The organism is Pseudomonas sp. R5-89-07 (genome assembly GCF_003851685.1).
Taxonomy (GTDB): domain Bacteria; phylum Pseudomonadota; class Gammaproteobacteria; order Pseudomonadales; family Pseudomonadaceae; genus Aquipseudomonas.
This window is the reverse complement of the sequence record NZ_CP027727.1, coordinates 5,120,561-5,138,198: the sequence shown is the minus strand read 5'-3', so window position 1 is coordinate 5,138,198 and position 17,638 is coordinate 5,120,561. Positions and strand designations below refer to the sequence as shown.

Below are 17,638 nucleotides of genomic sequence, written 5' to 3'. Positions count from 1 at the left end.
CCTGAACCCTATGATGGATACCGAAGCGCGCCGACGCCCTCTGTCGGCGCTACTGGATAGCAACCGTTGCCTGCGCGTACTCGAAGCCCATAGCCCGATATCGGCGTTGCTCGCGCAACGCGCCAGGCTGGAAATCAGCCCCGGGCATACGGTGGGGTACGACGCCATCTGGTCGAGTTCGCTGACCGACTCGACCCAGCGCGGGTTACCCGACATCGAAATTCTTTCGCCCAGTAACCGATTGCCGGGGATTCGCGAAATTTTCGATGTGTGTTCGCTGCCGCTGATATTCGATGCCGATACCGGCGGCAAGGCCGAACATTTCGCGATTCATATCAAGATGCTGGAGCGCGCGGGCGTCTCGGCGGTGGTGATCGAAGACAAGTGCGGCTTGAAGAAGAACTCACTCTTGGGCATCGAGGTCGACCAGGCGCAGGAGTCCATCGAGGCCTTTTGCGCCAAACTCCAGGCCGGCTGTGCGAGTCGCACCGGATCAGGGCTGATGATGATTGCCCGGTGTGAAAGCTTGATCCTGGATCGCGGCATGGAGGAGGCGATGGCGCGGTGTCTGGCGTATGTCGAGGCGGGGGCGGATGGCATCATGATCCATAGCCGCAAGCAGGATGGTCTGGAAATACTGGAATTCGCCCGGCAGTTTCGCCTGCAACGGCCCAGGGTGCCGCTGATTTGCGTGCCGACCAGCTATGTTCACCTGAAGTTCGAGGTGCTGGAGCGAGCAGGTTTCAACGCGGTGATTTATGCCAATCACATGTTGCGCAGCGCCTATCTGGCTATGCGCGATACCGCCGTCGGAATACTCGCCAATGGCAGGACGCTGGAGCTGGAGCCACGTTGCCTGGGCATCGACGAGATACTCGATCTGGTGCCCGGGACGCGCTAGCGCGATGCGCGGGGCTGCCGTCCAGCCTTTCACTCATTGGTGCATGTGTCGTGTTGAAATCCCCGTTTCAGGGCGAAAAGCGCTGTTTATTTATATGAATGCACCATTTAAATTCATAAAGGCGACATTTTGCCCTGTCACGGTGCGAAACGAATTGATAAAGTCCGGCTCAATCTCTGTTTAACAACAATCATTTTCCCGAGACTTTTCATGCGCGAATCCGTCGAATCCTTCCTCGCCCGCCTCAAGAAACGCGACCCCGACCAACCGGAGTTCCACCAGGCCGTAGAAGAAGTCCTGCGCAGCCTGTGGCCGTTTCATGAAGCCAATCCCCACTACCTGACCTCGGGCATTCTGGAGCGCATCTGCGAGCCGGAACGCGCAATTACCTTCCGGGTATCGTGGGTGGATGATCACGGCAAGGTTCAGATCAATCGTGGTTTCCGTATCCAGATGAACAGCGCCATCGGCCCGTACAAAGGCGGCTTGCGCTTCCATCCTTCGGTCAACCTGGGTGTGCTGAAATTCCTCGCCTTCGAACAGACCTTCAAGAACTCCCTGACCTCGCTACCCATGGGTGGCGGCAAAGGCGGCTCGGACTTCGACCCCAAGGGCAAGAGCGACGCCGAAGTGATGCGCTTCTGCCAGGCGTTCATGAGCGAGCTGTACCGCCACATCGGTGCGGACGTGGACGTACCGGCCGGCGATATCGGCGTGGGCGCGCGGGAAATCGGTTTTCTGTTCGGCCAGTACAAACGCCTGAGTAACCAATTCACCTCAGTGCTGACCGGTAAGGGCATGAGCTACGGCGGCAGCCTGATCCGCCCGGAAGCCACCGGTTTTGGCTGTGTGTACTTCGCCGAAGAAATGCTCAAGCGCGACGGCCAGCGGGTCGAAGGCAAGCGCGTGGCAATCTCCGGCTCAGGCAACGTGGCGCAGTACGCGGCGCGCAAAGTGATGGACCTGGGTGGCAAGGTGATTTCCCTGTCGGATTCCGAAGGCACCCTGTATGCCGAGAGCGGTTTGACCGAGGAGCAGTGGTCGGCTCTGCTCACGCTGAAAAACGTACAGCGCGGCCGTATCAGTGAGCTGGCCGAGCGTTTCGGCCTGGAATTTCTCCCAGGCAAAACGCCGTGGGAGCTGGCTTGCGATATCGCGCTACCCTGCGCCACCCAGAACGAACTCGACGCCGACGCGGCCCGCGCCCTGCTGCGCAATGGCTGCCACTGTGTGGCCGAAGGCGCCAACATGCCGACCACCCTGGAGGCAGTGGATATCTTTATCGAAGCGGGCATTCTGTTCGCGCCGGGCAAGGCCTCCAATGCCGGCGGCGTGGCCGTAAGTGGCGTGGAGATGTCGCAGAACGCCATGCGCCTGCTGTGGACCGCCGGTGAAGTGGACAGCAAGCTGCACGCGATCATGCAGTCGATCCACCACGCCTGCGTGCATTACGGCGAAGAAAACGGCCGGGTCAACTACGTGAAGGGCGCGAACATCGCAGGCTTCGTCAAAGTCGCCGATGCGATGCTGGCCCAGGGCATCGTCTAAGCCTGGGGCTCGATGCGCAGCACTTCGATCAACTGATCGCCGACGGGGCGCTTCCACAGCACCTCGTCACCCACCTGGGCGCCCAGCAGCGCGCGGCCCAGGGGCGAACCCCAGTTGATCAAGCCCGCATTGGCATCGGCCTGGTCTTCGCCGACCAATTGGACGCGCTGCTGTTCGTCCTGCTCGTTGGCGAAGGTCACCCAACTGCCGATCTGCACCCTGTCGGTGGACGTCGCCGGTGCCACGACCTGAGCGCTCTGTACCCGCTGGTTGAAGTAGCGCAGGTCTCGCTCAATATCGGCTTGGCGTTGTTTATCGCTCTTGGCGGACTCGGTGCTGTATTCCTGTTGCAACTGCGCAACTTTGGCCTGCAATTGCGCCAACCCCTGTGCAGTCAGGCGATTGGGCTGCTCACTGACCTGGCGCTCTACCGGCTGATCAGCCTGGGCGGCGGCGTTATCTTCATTTACAAAAGCTCGGCTCATGATGTTCTCCCTCAATGGAGCTTGGGCCATGTTCGCCGTGCGATCGTTCCCACGCGTGGGAATGCCGCTTGGGACGCTCTGCGTCCGCTTCTAACGCGGCGCGCTATTGCGAGCGATAAGCCTTGGCCGCATCCCGATCTTTTTCCTGCTGCCATTCATGCTCGCGGTCGTCCCGGCGACGGTCCTGATAGTCGCGCAACTCCTCGTTCTCACGCATGGCCTTGCACTGGCGGAAACCGTCTTCCCAGCCTTCGGCGTATTGCCGGTCCTTCAGGTAGCGCGGAACGTTCTTGCGAAACTCCCCGGTGATCACCCCGGCGGCCTGGCGACCACTGCTGCAACCGTCGTCGAAGCCATCGGCAAAGGCGGGCGGATAACCCTTTGCCAGCAAATCCTGATGGGTTGTCTGGCAGCCCGACAGCCCAACCACCGCCCACAGCATGACCGCATACCGCCACATGGCGAACTCCCTTGCCGATCTACGGCTGATAGAGCAAGTCTAGAATGGGATTTGTCAGATGTATGTGAAAGGGGCGTCGGCGGGATGTGGGGTATTCGAAATTTTCTGGCTAGGCACAAACCAAATGTGGGAGGGGGCTTGCCCCCGATGAGTGACTGTCAGCCACTGCATCTGGTGACTGAGCCACCGCTATCGGGAGCAAGCCCCCCCCCCCACATTTTGATGTTTGTCCGGCTTGAGTCAGTAGTGGTACCACTTCACTTCGAGCATCACTTCATTCACCGGTGTCGACAAGTGGCTGTATTCGCGCTGGGCGCTCAAGCGCAGGCCCAGGTTGCGCGACAGTTCCCACTGCTGGTTCAGGCTGATGCTGCGCCGTACTTCACCATTGGTGAAGAAATCCCCCTTGGCTTCCAGGCTCAGGTTGCCCAGTGGGTTTTTCCACAACACGCCGGTGTTGAACCCGGCCGCCGGGGAGATGGCTTCGCTGAAGTCATTGTTGTGTTCCACGCGCACGGTGCCGAGGGCGAAGCCGAGCATGTCGTCGCTCAGCTGCCAGGTGCCGCCGGCGCCGCCGTTGACGTGGGCGACCAGGGTTTCGTCGTCATGCTTGCCCGGTACGCGCTCCAGGCCGCCGGTGACTTGCCATGACCAGGGTTGCAGCAGGGCGTTGCGTGGGGTCAGGGAGCGGATGGTGGCCAGGTCCAGTTGCTGCAGTTGCCAGTGGTTGCCTTCGTACTGGCGCAGTTTCATCTGCAGGATCTCGATCTGTGCGCCCAGGGGGAAGCCTTCGGCGTTGTCGTTGAGGTCGTGATAGGCCATGCGCAGGCCGTATTCGCCGAAGGCTTTGTCGCCACGGGTGCCGATGCCAGCTTGCCAGGTGCGCGACTCGTGACCGTTTTCCGGCAGGCCGGGCGGGGTGATCTTCAGGTCTGGCGCAGGGTTCTGGTTGATCGCGCGCAGCAGTTCAAAGCTGCGCTGGGAGCGTTCGGTGTCGCGTTCCAAACCGTTGGCGCGGTAGCGGCCGAGGCGATAGGCGGCATCGATGATCAGCGCCTGACGCTCGCGGGGCAGGGCTTTGAAAGCCGGCGCCTGCAATTGCTTCTGGTCGTCGCTGATGCTGAGCACCCATTGCTGCTCATCGCCATCCAGCGGTTTGGCACGCTCGAGCAGTTCGCGTTCACGGGAGGGGCGATAGTCGATTTTCTCCACCAGGCCCGCGTCTTTCACTGCCTTGACGGTGTCGGTGGGGATCGCAGTCAGCGGGAACTGCTCGGTCAGGCGCAGGCCGGGGCGCGCCACTTGCAGCAGTTCCAGCAGGCGGTAGGAGCAGTTTTCATCGAAGAAGAAATAGTCGAACTGGATCTGCTTGAGTTCCCACACGTGTTCGACCATGCGCTTGGTCTCGACTTCGGTGAGGTTCAGGCGGTATTCCCACAGGTCACGGTTTTCCAGGCTGCGGTATTCGGAGAGTTTTTCCTGGTAGGGCACCAGGGCGAACAGGCCGGGGTAGCCGCCCATCAGGCCCTTCCAGGCATACAGAATGCTGTTGTCCGAGCCTTCGATATAGGCGCCGAAGTTGATCGCGTAACTGAGCAGCGCTGTGTTGTTGCTTTGCACGTCGGCCTGGTCGATGCGCAGCAAGGTGTGGCCGAACATCGACGACGGGCTGTTGAGGTACGCCGCCGGGAAGATCATCACCGCGCTGTGGGGCGCGACGTCGTTGAACCATTGCTTGAATTCTTTGCAGTCCACCGCCGGCAGGTCGGTCAGTTGCAACTGGTCCTTGAGCCAGCGGGTGCGTGCGGGGTATACGCATTGGGCGTGTTTTTCACCCAGGCTGGCCGGCGCGTACAGCGCTTCCACGGTGGCCTTGAGTTCGGCGTCCGGATGGTGCGCGCCATCGGCGGCGAGGAAAAACTTCTTGTCGCTGACGTAGCTGCGCCAGCCCTTGATCTTGCCGGTTTCGTAATGGCCCAGGGATAACCAGAAAGGGTCATTGGCCAGTTGCTGCAAACGTTGATCGTCGAGGTGCGGTGCCGCATGCAGCGGGGCGCAAGCGAAGAAAGCCAGGCAAGCGAGGCGTTTGAGCATGGGGGCTACTTAAGTCGGACTGAAAAAAAGACCCAAGGGGGGCAGGTCGAAAAAATAAAACCCGCGCCTCGAAAGGCGCGGGCAGGTCGAGCTTAAGCCTGGGTAGCGTATTTCGCCAGACGGGCATCACTTTTCAGTACGGCAATGGTGTTGTTGTGCACGTCGTCAGCGGTCACGTCAGCCTTGCTGAAGATCTGCTGGAAGTGCTCGTGGGTCACGGCCGCGAAGTGCTCGCGGTCTTCCGGTGCCACGCCCAGTACCACGGCGTAGGTGGTCAGCGCTTCGCCGTTACCCTTGGCCATGTCTTCGGACAGCTCGTTCATCATGCCATTCATGGCAATCCACGACTTGCCGCCGTAGGTCAGTGCGCTGTTGGTGCTGCAACCGTTGGTGCCCGAGGTCATGCCGAAGGTGGCGTTACCCGAGGTGCCGTTAGTGGTGGAGGCCAGGAAGTGGGCCGGTGTACCGCGCTGGCCTTCGAACAACATGTTGCCCCAACCGCAGTTCGGGCCACCTGGTGATTCTGCCATTGCGTTGAGGGAGACGACGGTGAAGAGAGTACCAAGAAGGATCCGTTTCATAGCTTTGTTCTCTTTGTGTGCAAACCAATGGACAAGGGTTCAGGCGCTTCGCAACGCCCTAGGGGCCAGTTATTAGTCCAACCCGCGCAGTTTGGAGTTTAGGCAGGTTCCAGGGGTTCCGTGATTTTTTATAAAACATTCGGTCTTGAACGTTTTTTTTGTACGGCGCGGGTGCTGTCTACGCTTTCCCAAAAGCGCGCCTTGCCAGAGCGCGCAACCGAGAGCCAGAATGCCCCCATCTGCCCCGCCTGATGTAAGGAAGCCCGATGCCTGATCCTGTTGCTGCCAGCTTGCGCCTAGCGCCCGAAGCGCTGACTCGCCCTTTCTCCGCTGAACAGTTCAGCTTCTCGACCACCAATGATTTGGAGCCCTTTCGCGGTGTGCTTGGCCAGGAACGTGCGGTTGAAGCCTTGCAGTTCGGCGTGGCGATGCCACGTCCCGGTTACAACGTGTTTGTCATGGGCGAGCCGGGTACCGGTCGCTTCTCGTTCGTCAAACGTTACCTGAAGGCCGAAGGCAAGCGCCTGCAAACCCCGTCGGACTGGGTGTATGTGAATAATTTCGATGAGCCGCGCGAACCGCGCGCCCTGGAATTGCCAGGCGGCGGCGCGGCGGCGTTCATCGCCGATATCAACGGATTGGTCGACAACCTGGTGGCGACCTTCCCGGCGGTGTTCGAACACCCGACTTATCAACAGCGCAAAAGCGCCATCGACCGAGCGTTCAACCAGCGTTACGACAAGGCTCTGGACGTGATCGAGCGCCTGGCCCTGGAAAAGGACGTGGCGCTGTACCGCGACAGCTCCAACATCGCCTTCACCCCGATGCTCGATGGCAAGGCCCTGGATGAGGCTGAGTTCTCGCAACTGCCGGAAGTCGACCGCGAGCGCTTCCACACGGATATTTCCGAGCTGGAAGAGCGCCTCAACGAAGAGCTGGCGAGCCTGCCGCAGTGGAAACGTGAATCAAACAACCAACTGCGCCAGTTCAACGAAGAAACCATCACCCTGGCCCTGCAGCCTTTGCTCGCACCGCTGTCGGAAAAGTACGCGGAAAACGCTGCCGTCTGCGGTTACCTGCAGGCCATGCAGGTGTACCTGCTCAAAACCGTGGTCGAGCAATTGGTCGACGATTCGAAGACTGATGCCCAGGCGCGCAAACTGCTGGAAGAGCAGTACTGCCCGAGCCTGGTGGTTGGTCATGCGGTCAATGGCGGCGCACCGGTGGTGTTCGAGCCGCACCCGACCTACGATAACCTGTTCGGCCGTATCGAATACAGCACCGACCAGGGCGCGCTGTACACCACGTATCGCCAACTGCGCCCAGGCGCGTTGCACCGGGCTAACGGTGGTTTCCTGATCCTGGAAGCGGAAAAAATGCTCAGCGAGCCGTTTGTATGGGATGCGCTCAAGCGTTCCTTGCAGTCGCGCAAACTGAAGATGGAGTCGCCGCTTGGCGAACTGGGTCGCCTGGCCACCGTGACGCTCAACCCGCAAATGATCCCGTTGCAGGTCAAGGTGATCATCATCGGTTCGCGTCAGCTGTACTACGCGTTGCAGGATGCCGATCCGGACTTCCAGGAAATGTTCCGGGTACTGGTGGACTTCGACGAAGACATCCCGATGGTCGATGAAAGCCTGGAGCAGTTCGCCCAGTTGCTCAAGACCCGCACCTCGGAAGAGGGCATGGCGCCGCTGACGTCGGACGCGGTAGCGCGGCTGGCGACCTACAGCGCACGCCTGGCCGAACATCAGGGCCGCTTGTCGGCGCGCATCGGCGATTTGTTCCAGCTGGTCAGCGAGGCGGACTTCATTCGCCACCTGGCTGGCGACGAAATGACCGACGCCGGGCACATCGAACGTGCGCTCAAGGCCAAGGCCACGCGCACCGGTCGCGTGTCGGCGCGCATTCTCGACGACATGCTCGCCGGGGTGATCCTGATCGACACCGCCGGTGCCGCCGTGGGCAAGTGCAACGGCCTGACGGTGCTGGAGGTCGGTGATTCGGCGTTCGGCGTACCGGCGCGGATTTCCGCCACGGTGTACCCCGGCGGCAGCGGGATCGTCGACATCGAGCGAGAGGTCAACCTCGGCCAGCCGATTCACTCCAAGGGCGTGATGATCCTCACCGGTTACCTGGGTAGCCGTTACGCTCAGGAATTCCCGCTGGCCATCTCGGCGAGCATCGCGCTGGAACAGTCCTACGGTTATGTGGATGGTGACAGCGCCTCCCTGGGCGAAGCCTGCACCCTGATCTCGGCCTTGTCGAAGACGCCGCTCAAGCAGTGCTTTGCCATCACCGGCTCGATCAACCAGTTTGGTGAAGTGCAGGCGGTGGGTGGGGTCAACGAGAAAATCGAAGGCTTCTTCCGCCTGTGCGAAGCGCGCGGTTTGACCGGCGAACAGGGCGCGATCATTCCCCAGGCTAACGTGGCCACGCTGATGCTCGACGAGAAGGTATTGCAGGCCGTGCGCGCTGGGCAGTTCCATATCTACGCGGTGCGCCAGGCGGATGAGGCGCTGAGCCTGCTGGTGGGCGAGGATGCCGGTGAGCCGGACGCCGAAGGGCAGTTCCCGGAAGGCACGGTCAATGCCCGCGTGGTGGAGCGTCTGCGTGCGATTGCGGAGATGATCAGCGAGGAAGACTTGAAGGAAGCGGAAAAGGAACTGGCACAGCAGGCGTTGGCCGAGGCCAAGCCAAGCTGATTTCTTAAGGCCACCCGGGTCAAAAAATGTGGGAGGGGGCAAGCTCCCTCCCACATTTAGATTTGTGAATGCCATTAAATTGACGACGCTTCGGAGCACCGCGCCGTTGGTCCCTACAACCTTGGTTTGTCGCGTTTTTCTTCTATTCTCAGCATTAGGGATATCCACAGGAGTCGCAGGATAGAAACAGCCTCGCCTTTGCGCTGGGGCTGAACGCCGATCTACCGAGGGTCGCCGCCATGCCGCGCAACCTTTGCCTTACCCGCCAGTGCCTGGGCCTGCAAACCCGTATCGAATGCTCCATTCGCCCTCTCGCCGGGGAAAACGGGATGTGGACGTTATTGTTTGCCGCCGGCATGTCGGGCGAACAGCCTTCCACCGTCAAGTCTCAAGGCCCGTTCCACGGGCCCTTCGTGGCAGAAACCATGTTGGGCTCCATCGTCGATAGCCTGACCCTGCACGGCTACGAGCAGTTGGACGAACCGCAGATCTGGTGCCTGCACCTGCAGGCCCATCTACGCCAACTCAACGGCGGCCAGGAGCAATTGGCCCTGTAATCGCGGGCTATTTGCTTTCCGGTTTGTCCAGCTTGACCTCGAAGCCGTATTGCACGGTGTCGAGGTCGGTGCGCTGGTAGCTTTCCAGGGTGGTTGGTTGGCCGTAGAAATAATGCACGTCAAACATCGCGGTGCCGTATTCCTCGGCGCGGTGGCTTACGCCGAGAATTTCTTTGAGGTAGTTGCCGCTGCTGTCCTTGGCGTAGAAGCGCCAGCTGTCGGAGGGGAATGCGCGCTGGTCGACGATCAACGCGTTGTCCTTGAGCGACAGGCCCTTGGGCAATTGGGTGATATCAATCGAGGCCTTCTCGATGGTGGCGAGGAACAACGGCACTGAGCCGACCACGAACGCCGGGGTTTCCGGGAACAGGTTGAGGTCGTAGGTCAACGTGCCATTTGCCGCATTCAACTCAAAGGCCTCGGTCGGCAGCTCGATGGGTTCGCCGCGCTCGCCTTTATCGTCGGCCGCGAAAAAGGTGATCGGCGCATCGCTGTTGTTGCGCTCGGCGCCGACCAGGTCGTCGTTGAAGGTGAACGGGTGGTCGAACACGACTTTCGCGGCACTGGCGTCTTCGGTCGATTGGCTGATGGTGACGCTGCTTTTTAACTGTTCTTCGGTCATCGACGCGTCTTTGAGCCAACTGGCGGCAGCGTCGTCATACACCGTGACCGGCATCGGCAACGGTTGCACGGTTTGTTGCAGGCTGTTTTTGTCGAAGCGCATCACCGGCAGGTCCAGCTCTTTGCGGGTCACCGTGGTCTTGGAAAAATCCAGTACGTTGACCTGCAGGGTGTCGAGCAATCCGTTGAAGTACACCTTGGCGTAATGGCTGTTCTGTTTGTGTTCGAAGGCTTTTTGCGCGTCGGTGAGTTGTTTTTCGAACGCCTCGGACCAGGCCTTCTGCTTTTGCATCTCGGCCAACTGTTTCTCGTAGAAGGCCACTTGCGCGGCACTTTCGTTGATTGAGCCTGAGCGGGTCAAAAACTGGCCGGTGCCATCCCGTGCCTGCACCAGCAGAGGGTTAGGTGAGTCGTCGCCCAGCTCGGCGGCCAGGGGCTCGCTGTTGGTCAGTTCGAGTTCGGCGTAATTCTTCTCAAGCGAGAGCAGGTTCAGGGTGATGTTGCCCTCGGTACGCGGGTGCCCCACGTCCTTTTTCGATAAGTCGAAGGCCAGCACCTTGCCTGGCGCGGCGACTTCAATCGTACCTTTCAGGCTGACGGGCTGCGGCTGGCTCTTGTTTTCGGTCTCGATGCCCTCGATGAAGGGGTAGGTTACCGTCAGGTCGTCGGGGTTGGTCAGGTTGGAGCTGCTCGGGCTGAGCTGGATGCCGGGATCGGTTTCCGACCACTCAGGCTGGAAGGGAATGACTTTATTGTTGCTCAAGGTCACCGACTGCCATTCCAGGCCATGGGGAAAGGGGAACTGATCAGGGGCGTTGAACGTGAACGGGAAGACCGGCTGCAAGTCCGTGAGGTAGTCGGAATGGGAGGCCCTGCGCAACACGAACAGGCCATTGATGTAGGTGTCCACCAAAGCCTGGGGCGTGGGGTAGTGCTTGAGCAGGGCCAGGGTGTCTTCGCCGTATTCGGCTTCGATGGGCTTGGCGGCGAGCTTGATGCGGGCGCGTTCCAGCAACAGCAGCGAGCCGCCGAGGTCGGCGATGGCGTCGCGCAGCTTGGGGTCTTGGATGGTGTCGAGAGACTGTTCGAACTGGCTGGTTTTCTCTTCGAGGGTGGCCTGCTTCTGCTCTTCCTTGGGGGAGCAGCCGCTGGTCATCAGCAACGTCGCGAACAGGCCGAGCGTGGCCAAAGGGGATCGCACATCCATCATCAGAGTCTTCCTGTCCGACATCATCGAGCCGAGTTGATGGGCTCGACACTATCAGAAAAATTCTCTTACAGATGCCACTTTGGCTGAGTTTTCTCACGGTGACAGGTGCCGGGCGGCGGCTGGTATACTCGGCGCCATTTTTAGCCAAGCTGTGTGAGATTCAATGGAACGTTTTATCGAAAATGCTATGTACGCCTCGCGCTGGTTGCTGGCGCCCATCTATTTCGGCTTGTCCCTGGGATTGCTGGCGCTGGCGCTGAAATTTTTCCAGGAAGTGATCCACCTGCTGCCGAGCGTGTTCTCGATGGCCGAGTCGGAGCTGATCCTGGTGCTGCTGTCGCTGATCGACATGGCCCTGGTGGGCGGCTTGCTGGTGATGGTGATGATTTCCGGCTACGAGAACTTCGTTTCGCAGCTCGATATCGATGAAAGCAAGGAAAAGCTCAACTGGCTGGGCACCATGGACTCTTCGTCGCTGAAGATGAAAGTGGCGGCGTCCATCGTGGCGATTTCCTCCATCCACCTGCTGCGCATCTTCATGGACGCCAAGAACGTCGATCCCCAGCACCTGATGTGGTACGTGATCATCCACATGACCTTCGTGATCTCGGCGTTCGCCATGGGTTACCTGGACAAGGTCACCAAGCACTGATGACCCGCGCCGGCCTTACTGCTCGACGAAGTAGTAAGGCTGGCGGTTGACCGACATTTGCTTGATCACCGTTACTTGATGATCCAGTCGGTCGGTATGGTCCAGCAGCGCAACGTTGCCGGGCCTGGCGCTGAGAAATGCGCGCAGTTGGGGCTCGGTCTGCAAAATCGGCAGATAGGCCTGCAGATAAAACACGCTGGCACCGGCAATCCGCTCGTTGGGTTGGAACAGCGCCACCTCTTTACCTGCGTCTTGCAGGCTCTGCACCTGACTGATCACCGGCACGAATGATTGGCGCACATCGGCTTTCGGCGCAAACCAGAAAGCTGCGCTCAGGTAGCAGCCGACGGCCAGGCTGAACACGGCGCCGATGATGCGTCGGTGGTAGCGGTAAAGCGCTGGTTTGTGTGCTCTTACCCAGTCCAGCAGCACCTGCGCATATTCTGCAGCCAGCACGGCGGCAGCCGGAGTTAGCGCCATCAAGTAGACGGTGCGTTTGCTTGAGGCGAGTGTCAAAAGGGTGAACTGCGCCACCAGCCATACGCTGAAAAACAGGCGGTAGCGGTTGGTCAGCAGGCTTTTGCGAAAGTGCCAGAGGCCCAGGTACACCAGGATGTTCCACGGCAGGAAGGCCTCCGGCAGTTTAGCCAGGTAATAGTAGAACGGCTCGTAATGCCCGGCTTCGACAAACGAGCCGCTGAAGCGTCCAACACTGTTGGTCCACAGCACCTCCCCCACGGCCTGCATGCCGCCGCGCTGAAACAGAAACCCCAGCCAGATCAGCAGCGGCACCAGGGCCAGCAGCGTGAACAACGCTGGCTTGAGCCAGTCGCCGACACGCAGGCGTTTATCCATCAGGCTGGTGCAGGCCAGGTAGACGAAGATCACGATCCCCGGCATCGCCAGGCCCAGCACACCCTTGCTCAACGTGGCGATGACCATCCCCGCCGTAAACAACGCCCAGGCCCAAGCCGTGGAACCGTTGCGCTCGGACTCGGGGCGCATCGCCTGATAGAACCCCAGCAACGCGGCAGTCACCCCCAGGCTGAGCAACGAATCCTCGCCCACCCCGCGCACATTGCCCCAGTAACTGGCCATGGTCGCCAGGATCAACGCAGCGCTGAACGCCAGCGTCGTTGGCCGCCCGAACCGGCGCAGCATCCCGTAAAGCAGCATCACGCTGAACAACCCGGCAAAGGCTGACGCCAGGCGCACCGCCCCGGTGCTCGGGCCAAACACACGAATCGCCCCGGCATCCAGCCAAAGGCTCAGCGGCGGCTTTTCCAGGAACGGCTCGCGGAACAGGCGCGGCACTACCCAATCATTGTCCAAGTGCATGGCCATGGCGATCCCGGACACCCGGGCCTCGGTGGAGCCTTGCAGTTCATGATTGCCCAGGGCGAAGAAAAACAGCAGACCAGCGAGCAAAAGCAGCAGGGGAACGGGACGCGTCATGGAGTGGCTACCGGGCAGGGGACCGCTCGGGGGAGCGACCATGGCTGCCCGCCAGTATAGGGATGGGTTTCTTAACGATTCGTGAACGAGTGTGGGGTTTTTGTGCGGTCGGGCTAAACCGTGCCCTTGGCGGCAAACAACTCCCTGGCGTGCGCGAAACACTTCTCCGCGATGGCCGAGCGTGGTTCGGTCTTGCGCATCACCATGCCCAGTGGCGCGAGCACGCTGGCGTCCGGCAGTTGGATAAACGCCAGGTTTTCAATCGGGCTCTCCAGGGCGCTGTCCAACGGCATGATTGCGCAGCAAAAGCCTTCATGGATCGCCTGGAACAGCTGGTAGGTTGAGTCGCTTTCAAGAATAGGCTGGGGATCGAGGCCGCGGCTGCGAAAGCTCAGGTCAATGGATTTTCGATAGTGCATGCCTGTGCTGATCATCCCCAGGGGCAATGCGGCGGCGTCTTCCCAGCTCATTTCGCCGCCTTCGAAGTGGAAGTGGCGTGTGTCGTACAGTAGGCCGACACGGGTCTGGCCCAGTTCGAAAAAATCCAGGTAGTTGGGGTTTAGGTGGTCCAGGTAACACACACCCAAGTCCAGTTGATTGGTGCCCAGCGCTTCGATGATCTTGTCCGAACTCATGGACGTCAGGCTGAACTTGAGTTCCGGGAAGGTATGGGACAGGCCCTGGATATAGCTGATCGGGTTGAAACCGCTGAGCGGCACCAGGCCCAGGCGCAAGTTACCCACCAACTGGCCGCGGCACGCCGCCGCTTCGGCGAACAGCCCGTCATGGGCGGCAAGCAGGGTTCTGGCCCAGGCCAGCACGCGTTCACCGGCCTCGGTAAAGCCTTCGAACCGCTGGCCCCGAGTGACCAGCTCCAGGCCCAGCTCATCCTCCAGATTGCGCAGGCGCATCGACAGGGTCGGCTGGGTGATATGGCAGCGTGCGGCAGCCTGGCCGAAGTGGCGGGTTTGCTCCAGCGCGATCAGGAATTTGAGTTGCTTTATGTCCATCAAGGCACCTGCCAGTCAGCCGTCACGATTAGACAGCCATTGTTTAGGCGCTTTAGCCTCATGGCAATCGATTGATGGCGGCCTGCTGGAGAAAGACAGGAGCGTAACGTCAAATGCGTTGGGTGTACGGCTTCAATTCAATACACAGTCGACGGGTTCAAGGACCGGCGGCAGTTCTGTCGCGCCGTTGGCGTGCAGCACTTCGCGTTCGATCGTACGCACGATGGCGTTGCTCGGCAGATCGTTCTCGTCGTAGCCGAAGGGGTCTTCCAGCTCGTCGCCAATCGCGTCCAGGCCAAAAAATGTGTAGCTCACGATGGCGGTAAATACCGGCGTCAGCCAACCCAGCGGTTCGGCCATGGCGAAGGGCAACAAGATGCAGAACATGTAGCTGGTGCGGTGCAACAGGAGGGTGTAGGGGAAGGGCAGCGGGGTGCTTTTGATGCGCTCGCAGATGGTTTGCGTGCGAGTCAGGTTGCTCAGGTGCCCGGCCATGAGTTGATAACGCCATTCGCTCAAGGCGCCGGATTCCACCAGTGCCGAACACTGTTGAGTCACGCGGCCGACAATGCTTTCCGGGATATTTGGAGCATTGGCCGACGCCAGCCTGTCGATCCAGGGCGCTGCCGCGTCGGGCTCGTCTTCATGGCGCAGCCTGGCGTTCAAGGCATGGGCGAATCCGCACAGGTTGCGCAAGATCTCGCTGCGCTGGCGAGCGTCCTGGATTACCTGGGTTTCCCGGATCATTGCGCGTATATCCATCACCATCGCGCCGAGCGCTTTGCGCCCTTCGTACCAGCGGTCATAGCAGGCGTTGTTGCGAAAACTCATGAAGATCGAAAGCGACAAGCCCAGTAGCGTGAACGGCGTGGCGTTGACCTTGGAGAAATAGGCTGGATGAAGGGTTTCCACCAGCACGATCACCGAGGCCAGCAGTGTCACCAGCAGGCTGCGCAGTGCGATGCGCCGGGCCACGGAGCCCTTGAGCGAAGTCAATACACCGATCAGGTTGGGTTTGGCTCTGACGATCATGAGGGTAGCCTTCTGCAATGGGATGGAACCGGGTCGGTCAGCCGCCCGTCATGTTCATGAAGCGCACTACCTGCACGTCGTCATTGAGCGCGAAGGTGTGCCGATACGGTTTGAGTTTCATCGACTCGACAATCGCCTGCTCCAGCCGTTCCGGTTCGCCCGGATAACGCCGCAGCACCTGCTTGAGATCAACTGAATGCTCATTGCCCAGGCACAGCAAGAGCCGGCCTTCAACGGTGAGGCGCACGCGATTGCAAGTGCCGCAGAAGTTGTGGCTGTGGGGTGAAATAAAGCCCAGGCGAATATGCGGCGCTTCGGCCAGGCGCCAATAGCGCGAAGGCCCCTGGGTCGACTCTGCCGAGTCGATCAGCGTGTAGCGTTCGGCGATACGCTCGCGCACTTGCGCACTGGAATAGAACGCCTCGGCACGGCTGTGTTCGCTGATGACGCCCAACGGCATCTCTTCGATAAAGGACAAATCCAGGCCACGGTCGATGGCGAAGGCCACGAGGTCGTTGATCTCGTGGTCGTTGCGACCTTTCATCACCACGCAATTGAGCTTGGTGCGCTGAAAGCCCGCGGCATTCGCGGCATCGATACCGGCGATGACCTTGGCCAGGTCACCGGTGCGCGTCAGTTCCCGAAAACGCTTGGGGTCCAGGCTGTCGAGGCTGATGTTCAGGCGCTTGAGCCCGGCATCGAACAGCGGTACCGCGAGTTTGCCCAGTTGCGAACCGTTGGTGGTCATGCACAACTCGCGCAGACCGGGGAGCGCGGCGATGCGCTGGCACAGCTCCACCACGCCCTGACGAACCAAGGGCTCACCGCCGGTCAAGCGGATCTTGCGCGTGCCCAGCGCGACGAAACTTTGCGCCAAGTGATACAGCTCTTCCAGCGACAGGATCTGCTGGCGCGGCAGGAACTCCATGTCTTCGGCCATGCAATACACACAACGGAAATCGCAACGGTCGGTTACGGACATCCTGAGGTAGTCGACCCGGCGCGAAAAGCTGTCCATCAGGATTTGATCGGTCACTAAAAACCTCGGCGGCGACGTTGGGTTATATACCCAGGCGCTTCAGGCTAGAGGTGTTCTCTGCGAGCGTCTAATCACTCTTAGCAACCGGTTGATCGATGGGGTCTATGAGCGGTCAACTGACGGTTTTATTCAGCTTTTTAAGCATGGAACGCTCTGAGGTTTTACAGGCTCCAAACCAGACAGGCCCTCGATAGCGTCGGATCAAGGAGAGAGAGATGTCAGAACGTATTGATAGAGACCATCCCGTTAAATACGTGACGCAAAGCGGTGTCACCGTGATGATTGGCTTCAGCTGGAGCCCAGGGCTTGATATTCCTGTGGGTGCCCGGTTGACCTTGCCAGGCGAGGAAGCCCGGCCGGCGTACGTGGAAGGCGACCTTTGGCAGAGTTATGAGCAGGCGGTTGAAGGGGCGCAGGAGGCGGCGGAGCGGTGGGTCAAGTCTCCGCTTCGATGAGAGGCTTGGTCGGTTAGGGTTCAATAGCGTACCTGTGGCGAGGGAATTTGCTCGCCATAGGTATGGATTGGTCGCTCAACTGACAGGGATGTCTTTATGGATTTGCGCCAAGTGATTGTGTAGTGAATACCTGAGTGTCCAGCATCCGCTCCAGCAGTAACTCACCCAGCACGATCAGTTGCTGAGCACCCAGCAGCTTTTGGCGGTGCGAGCCTTCCAGTTCAAAGGCCAGATCGGTGGTCATGGCGTTCAGCGAGGCGAGGGTTTCACTGGCTTGGATAAGGAGGGTTTCGGCGGGGATGTCTGGGGCGAGGGTGAAGAGGGTTGTTGGGGGATTGGGGGTGATTTTTTTCATGACTGAAACTCCTTGATTGATGGAGTCGCCAGACATCGCTGCTAAACGAAAAGGGTGGCGACTGTACGCGGGTTAGCAGACCAGGAATCAAGGAACCCGGCGCACCCGAAGATGCCCCACGCACAGCCGCCATAACGCAATCCAGCGGATGCTGAAAGCATCGCTTGAAAGGAAGGTGGCTTTGCAGGCCTTGATATTAACCGAGCTGCTAAACCCGGTCGCTGATTTTGCAGCGACTGGAGGAGATTAGCGGGGTGGGGGGTGAAGGGGGAGTTCATTGAGGGCGTTACTTCTCGTGGGAAAATTCTGAAGGTCTGTCAGTTGGGCTTTTAAACCCCTAGAAACAACAAGCCCCGTACAAGGCGGGTTTTGTCGATGCATCAAATTGGTGGGCCGGGGGAAAGCTGAAAAGCTTTCTTATCTTATTAATATATAAAGAATAATAATCTTAAATTTTTGCTGGAATACCAATTGGAAT

General features: G+C 59.8%; 16 protein-coding genes. 6 read left to right on the top strand and 10 right to left on the bottom strand.

Features of this window, described 5'->3' with window-relative positions:
* The first annotated feature begins 10 nt into the window (after positions 1-10).
* Together aepX and gdhA are read left to right on the top strand one after the other, a co-directional pair.
* On the top strand, positions 11-901 hold the full coding sequence (gene aepX, locus C4J94_RS23470) for a phosphoenolpyruvate mutase (protein WP_032904173.1): 891 nt from the start codon (positions 11-13) through the stop codon (positions 899-901).
* Between the two features lie 210 nt (positions 902-1,111).
* Complete coding sequence (gene gdhA / locus C4J94_RS23465; RefSeq protein WP_124388273.1) at positions 1,112-2,449, top strand: NADP-specific glutamate dehydrogenase; 1,338 nt, start codon at positions 1,112-1,114, stop codon at positions 2,447-2,449.
* On the opposite strand, the gene C4J94_RS23460 is transcribed toward gdhA, so the two are convergent.
* From C4J94_RS23460 to C4J94_RS23445, 4 genes are all read right to left on the bottom strand, one after another.
* Positions 2,446-2,934 carry a GreA/GreB family elongation factor gene (locus tag C4J94_RS23460; RefSeq protein WP_124388272.1) on the bottom strand — a complete coding sequence of 163 codons (489 nt, stop codon included), beginning with the start codon at positions 2,932-2,934 and terminating at the stop codon, positions 2,446-2,448. The genes gdhA and C4J94_RS23460 overlap by 4 nt on opposite strands.
* A 103-nt stretch (positions 2,935-3,037) precedes the next feature.
* The gene (locus C4J94_RS23455) at positions 3,038-3,394 is read right to left on the bottom strand and encodes a hypothetical protein (protein WP_124388271.1); all 357 of its coding nucleotides are present in this window, start codon (positions 3,392-3,394) and stop codon (positions 3,038-3,040) included.
* A gap of 240 nt (positions 3,395-3,634) precedes the next feature.
* Positions 3,635-5,488 carry a DUF4105 domain-containing protein gene (locus C4J94_RS23450; protein ID WP_124388270.1) on the bottom strand — a complete coding sequence of 618 codons (1,854 nt, stop codon included), beginning with the start codon at positions 5,486-5,488 and terminating at the stop codon, positions 3,635-3,637.
* A gap of 92 nt (positions 5,489-5,580) precedes the next feature.
* Complete coding sequence (locus C4J94_RS23445; RefSeq protein WP_124388269.1) at positions 5,581-6,069, bottom strand: DUF3015 domain-containing protein; 489 nt, start codon at positions 6,067-6,069, stop codon at positions 5,581-5,583.
* A gap of 266 nt (positions 6,070-6,335) precedes the next feature.
* On the opposite strand from C4J94_RS23445, the gene C4J94_RS23440 reads away from it, so the two are divergent.
* Positions 6,336-8,774: a Lon protease family protein gene (locus C4J94_RS23440; RefSeq protein ID WP_124388268.1), complete on the top strand. Its 2,439-nt coding sequence runs from the start codon at positions 6,336-6,338 to the stop codon at positions 8,772-8,774.
* Positions 8,775-9,013: 239 nt separating this feature from the next.
* Positions 9,014-9,331 (top strand): hypothetical protein, encoded by a 318-nt coding sequence (locus C4J94_RS23435; protein WP_124388267.1) that lies wholly within the window; start codon positions 9,014-9,016, stop codon positions 9,329-9,331.
* Between the two features lie 7 nt (positions 9,332-9,338).
* On the opposite strand, the gene C4J94_RS23430 is transcribed toward C4J94_RS23435, so the two are convergent.
* Positions 9,339-11,162 (bottom strand): hypothetical protein, encoded by a 1,824-nt coding sequence (locus C4J94_RS23430; protein ID WP_124388266.1) that lies wholly within the window; start codon positions 11,160-11,162, stop codon positions 9,339-9,341.
* A 163-nt stretch (positions 11,163-11,325) separates the two neighbouring features.
* On the opposite strand from C4J94_RS23430, the gene C4J94_RS23425 reads away from it, so the two are divergent.
* Positions 11,326-11,814: a TIGR00645 family protein gene (locus tag C4J94_RS23425; protein ID WP_016976786.1), complete on the top strand. Its 489-nt coding sequence runs from the start codon at positions 11,326-11,328 to the stop codon at positions 11,812-11,814.
* Between the two features lie 15 nt (positions 11,815-11,829).
* On the opposite strand, the gene C4J94_RS23420 is transcribed toward C4J94_RS23425, so the two are convergent.
* The 4 genes from C4J94_RS23420 to moaA form a co-directional block, all read right to left on the bottom strand.
* On the bottom strand, positions 11,830-13,269 hold the full coding sequence (locus C4J94_RS23420) for a glycosyltransferase family 39 protein (protein ID WP_124388265.1): 1,440 nt from the start codon (positions 13,267-13,269) through the stop codon (positions 11,830-11,832).
* A 113-nt stretch (positions 13,270-13,382) separates the two neighbouring features.
* On the bottom strand, positions 13,383-14,279 hold the full coding sequence (locus C4J94_RS23415; RefSeq protein WP_124388264.1) for a LysR family transcriptional regulator: 897 nt from the start codon (positions 14,277-14,279) through the stop codon (positions 13,383-13,385).
* Positions 14,280-14,411: 132 nt separating this feature from the next.
* Positions 14,412-15,311, bottom strand: coding sequence for a bestrophin family protein (locus C4J94_RS23410; protein ID WP_124388263.1), 900 nt, complete (start codon positions 15,309-15,311; stop codon positions 14,412-14,414).
* Between the two features lie 37 nt (positions 15,312-15,348).
* Entirely contained in the window at positions 15,349-16,329 is a 981-nt protein-coding gene (moaA, locus tag C4J94_RS23405; protein WP_372240906.1) for a GTP 3',8-cyclase MoaA, read from the bottom strand.
* A 236-nt stretch (positions 16,330-16,565) separates the two neighbouring features.
* On the opposite strand from moaA, the gene C4J94_RS23400 reads away from it, so the two are divergent.
* Complete coding sequence (locus tag C4J94_RS23400; RefSeq protein ID WP_124388261.1) at positions 16,566-16,805, top strand: hypothetical protein; 240 nt, start codon at positions 16,566-16,568, stop codon at positions 16,803-16,805.
* Between the two features lie 94 nt (positions 16,806-16,899).
* Here C4J94_RS23400 and C4J94_RS23395 read toward each other — a convergent pair whose 3' ends face one another.
* Positions 16,900-17,160 (bottom strand): DUF6124 family protein, encoded by a 261-nt coding sequence (locus tag C4J94_RS23395; RefSeq protein ID WP_124388260.1) that lies wholly within the window; start codon positions 17,158-17,160, stop codon positions 16,900-16,902.
* Positions 17,161-17,638: the final 478 nt, after the last annotated feature.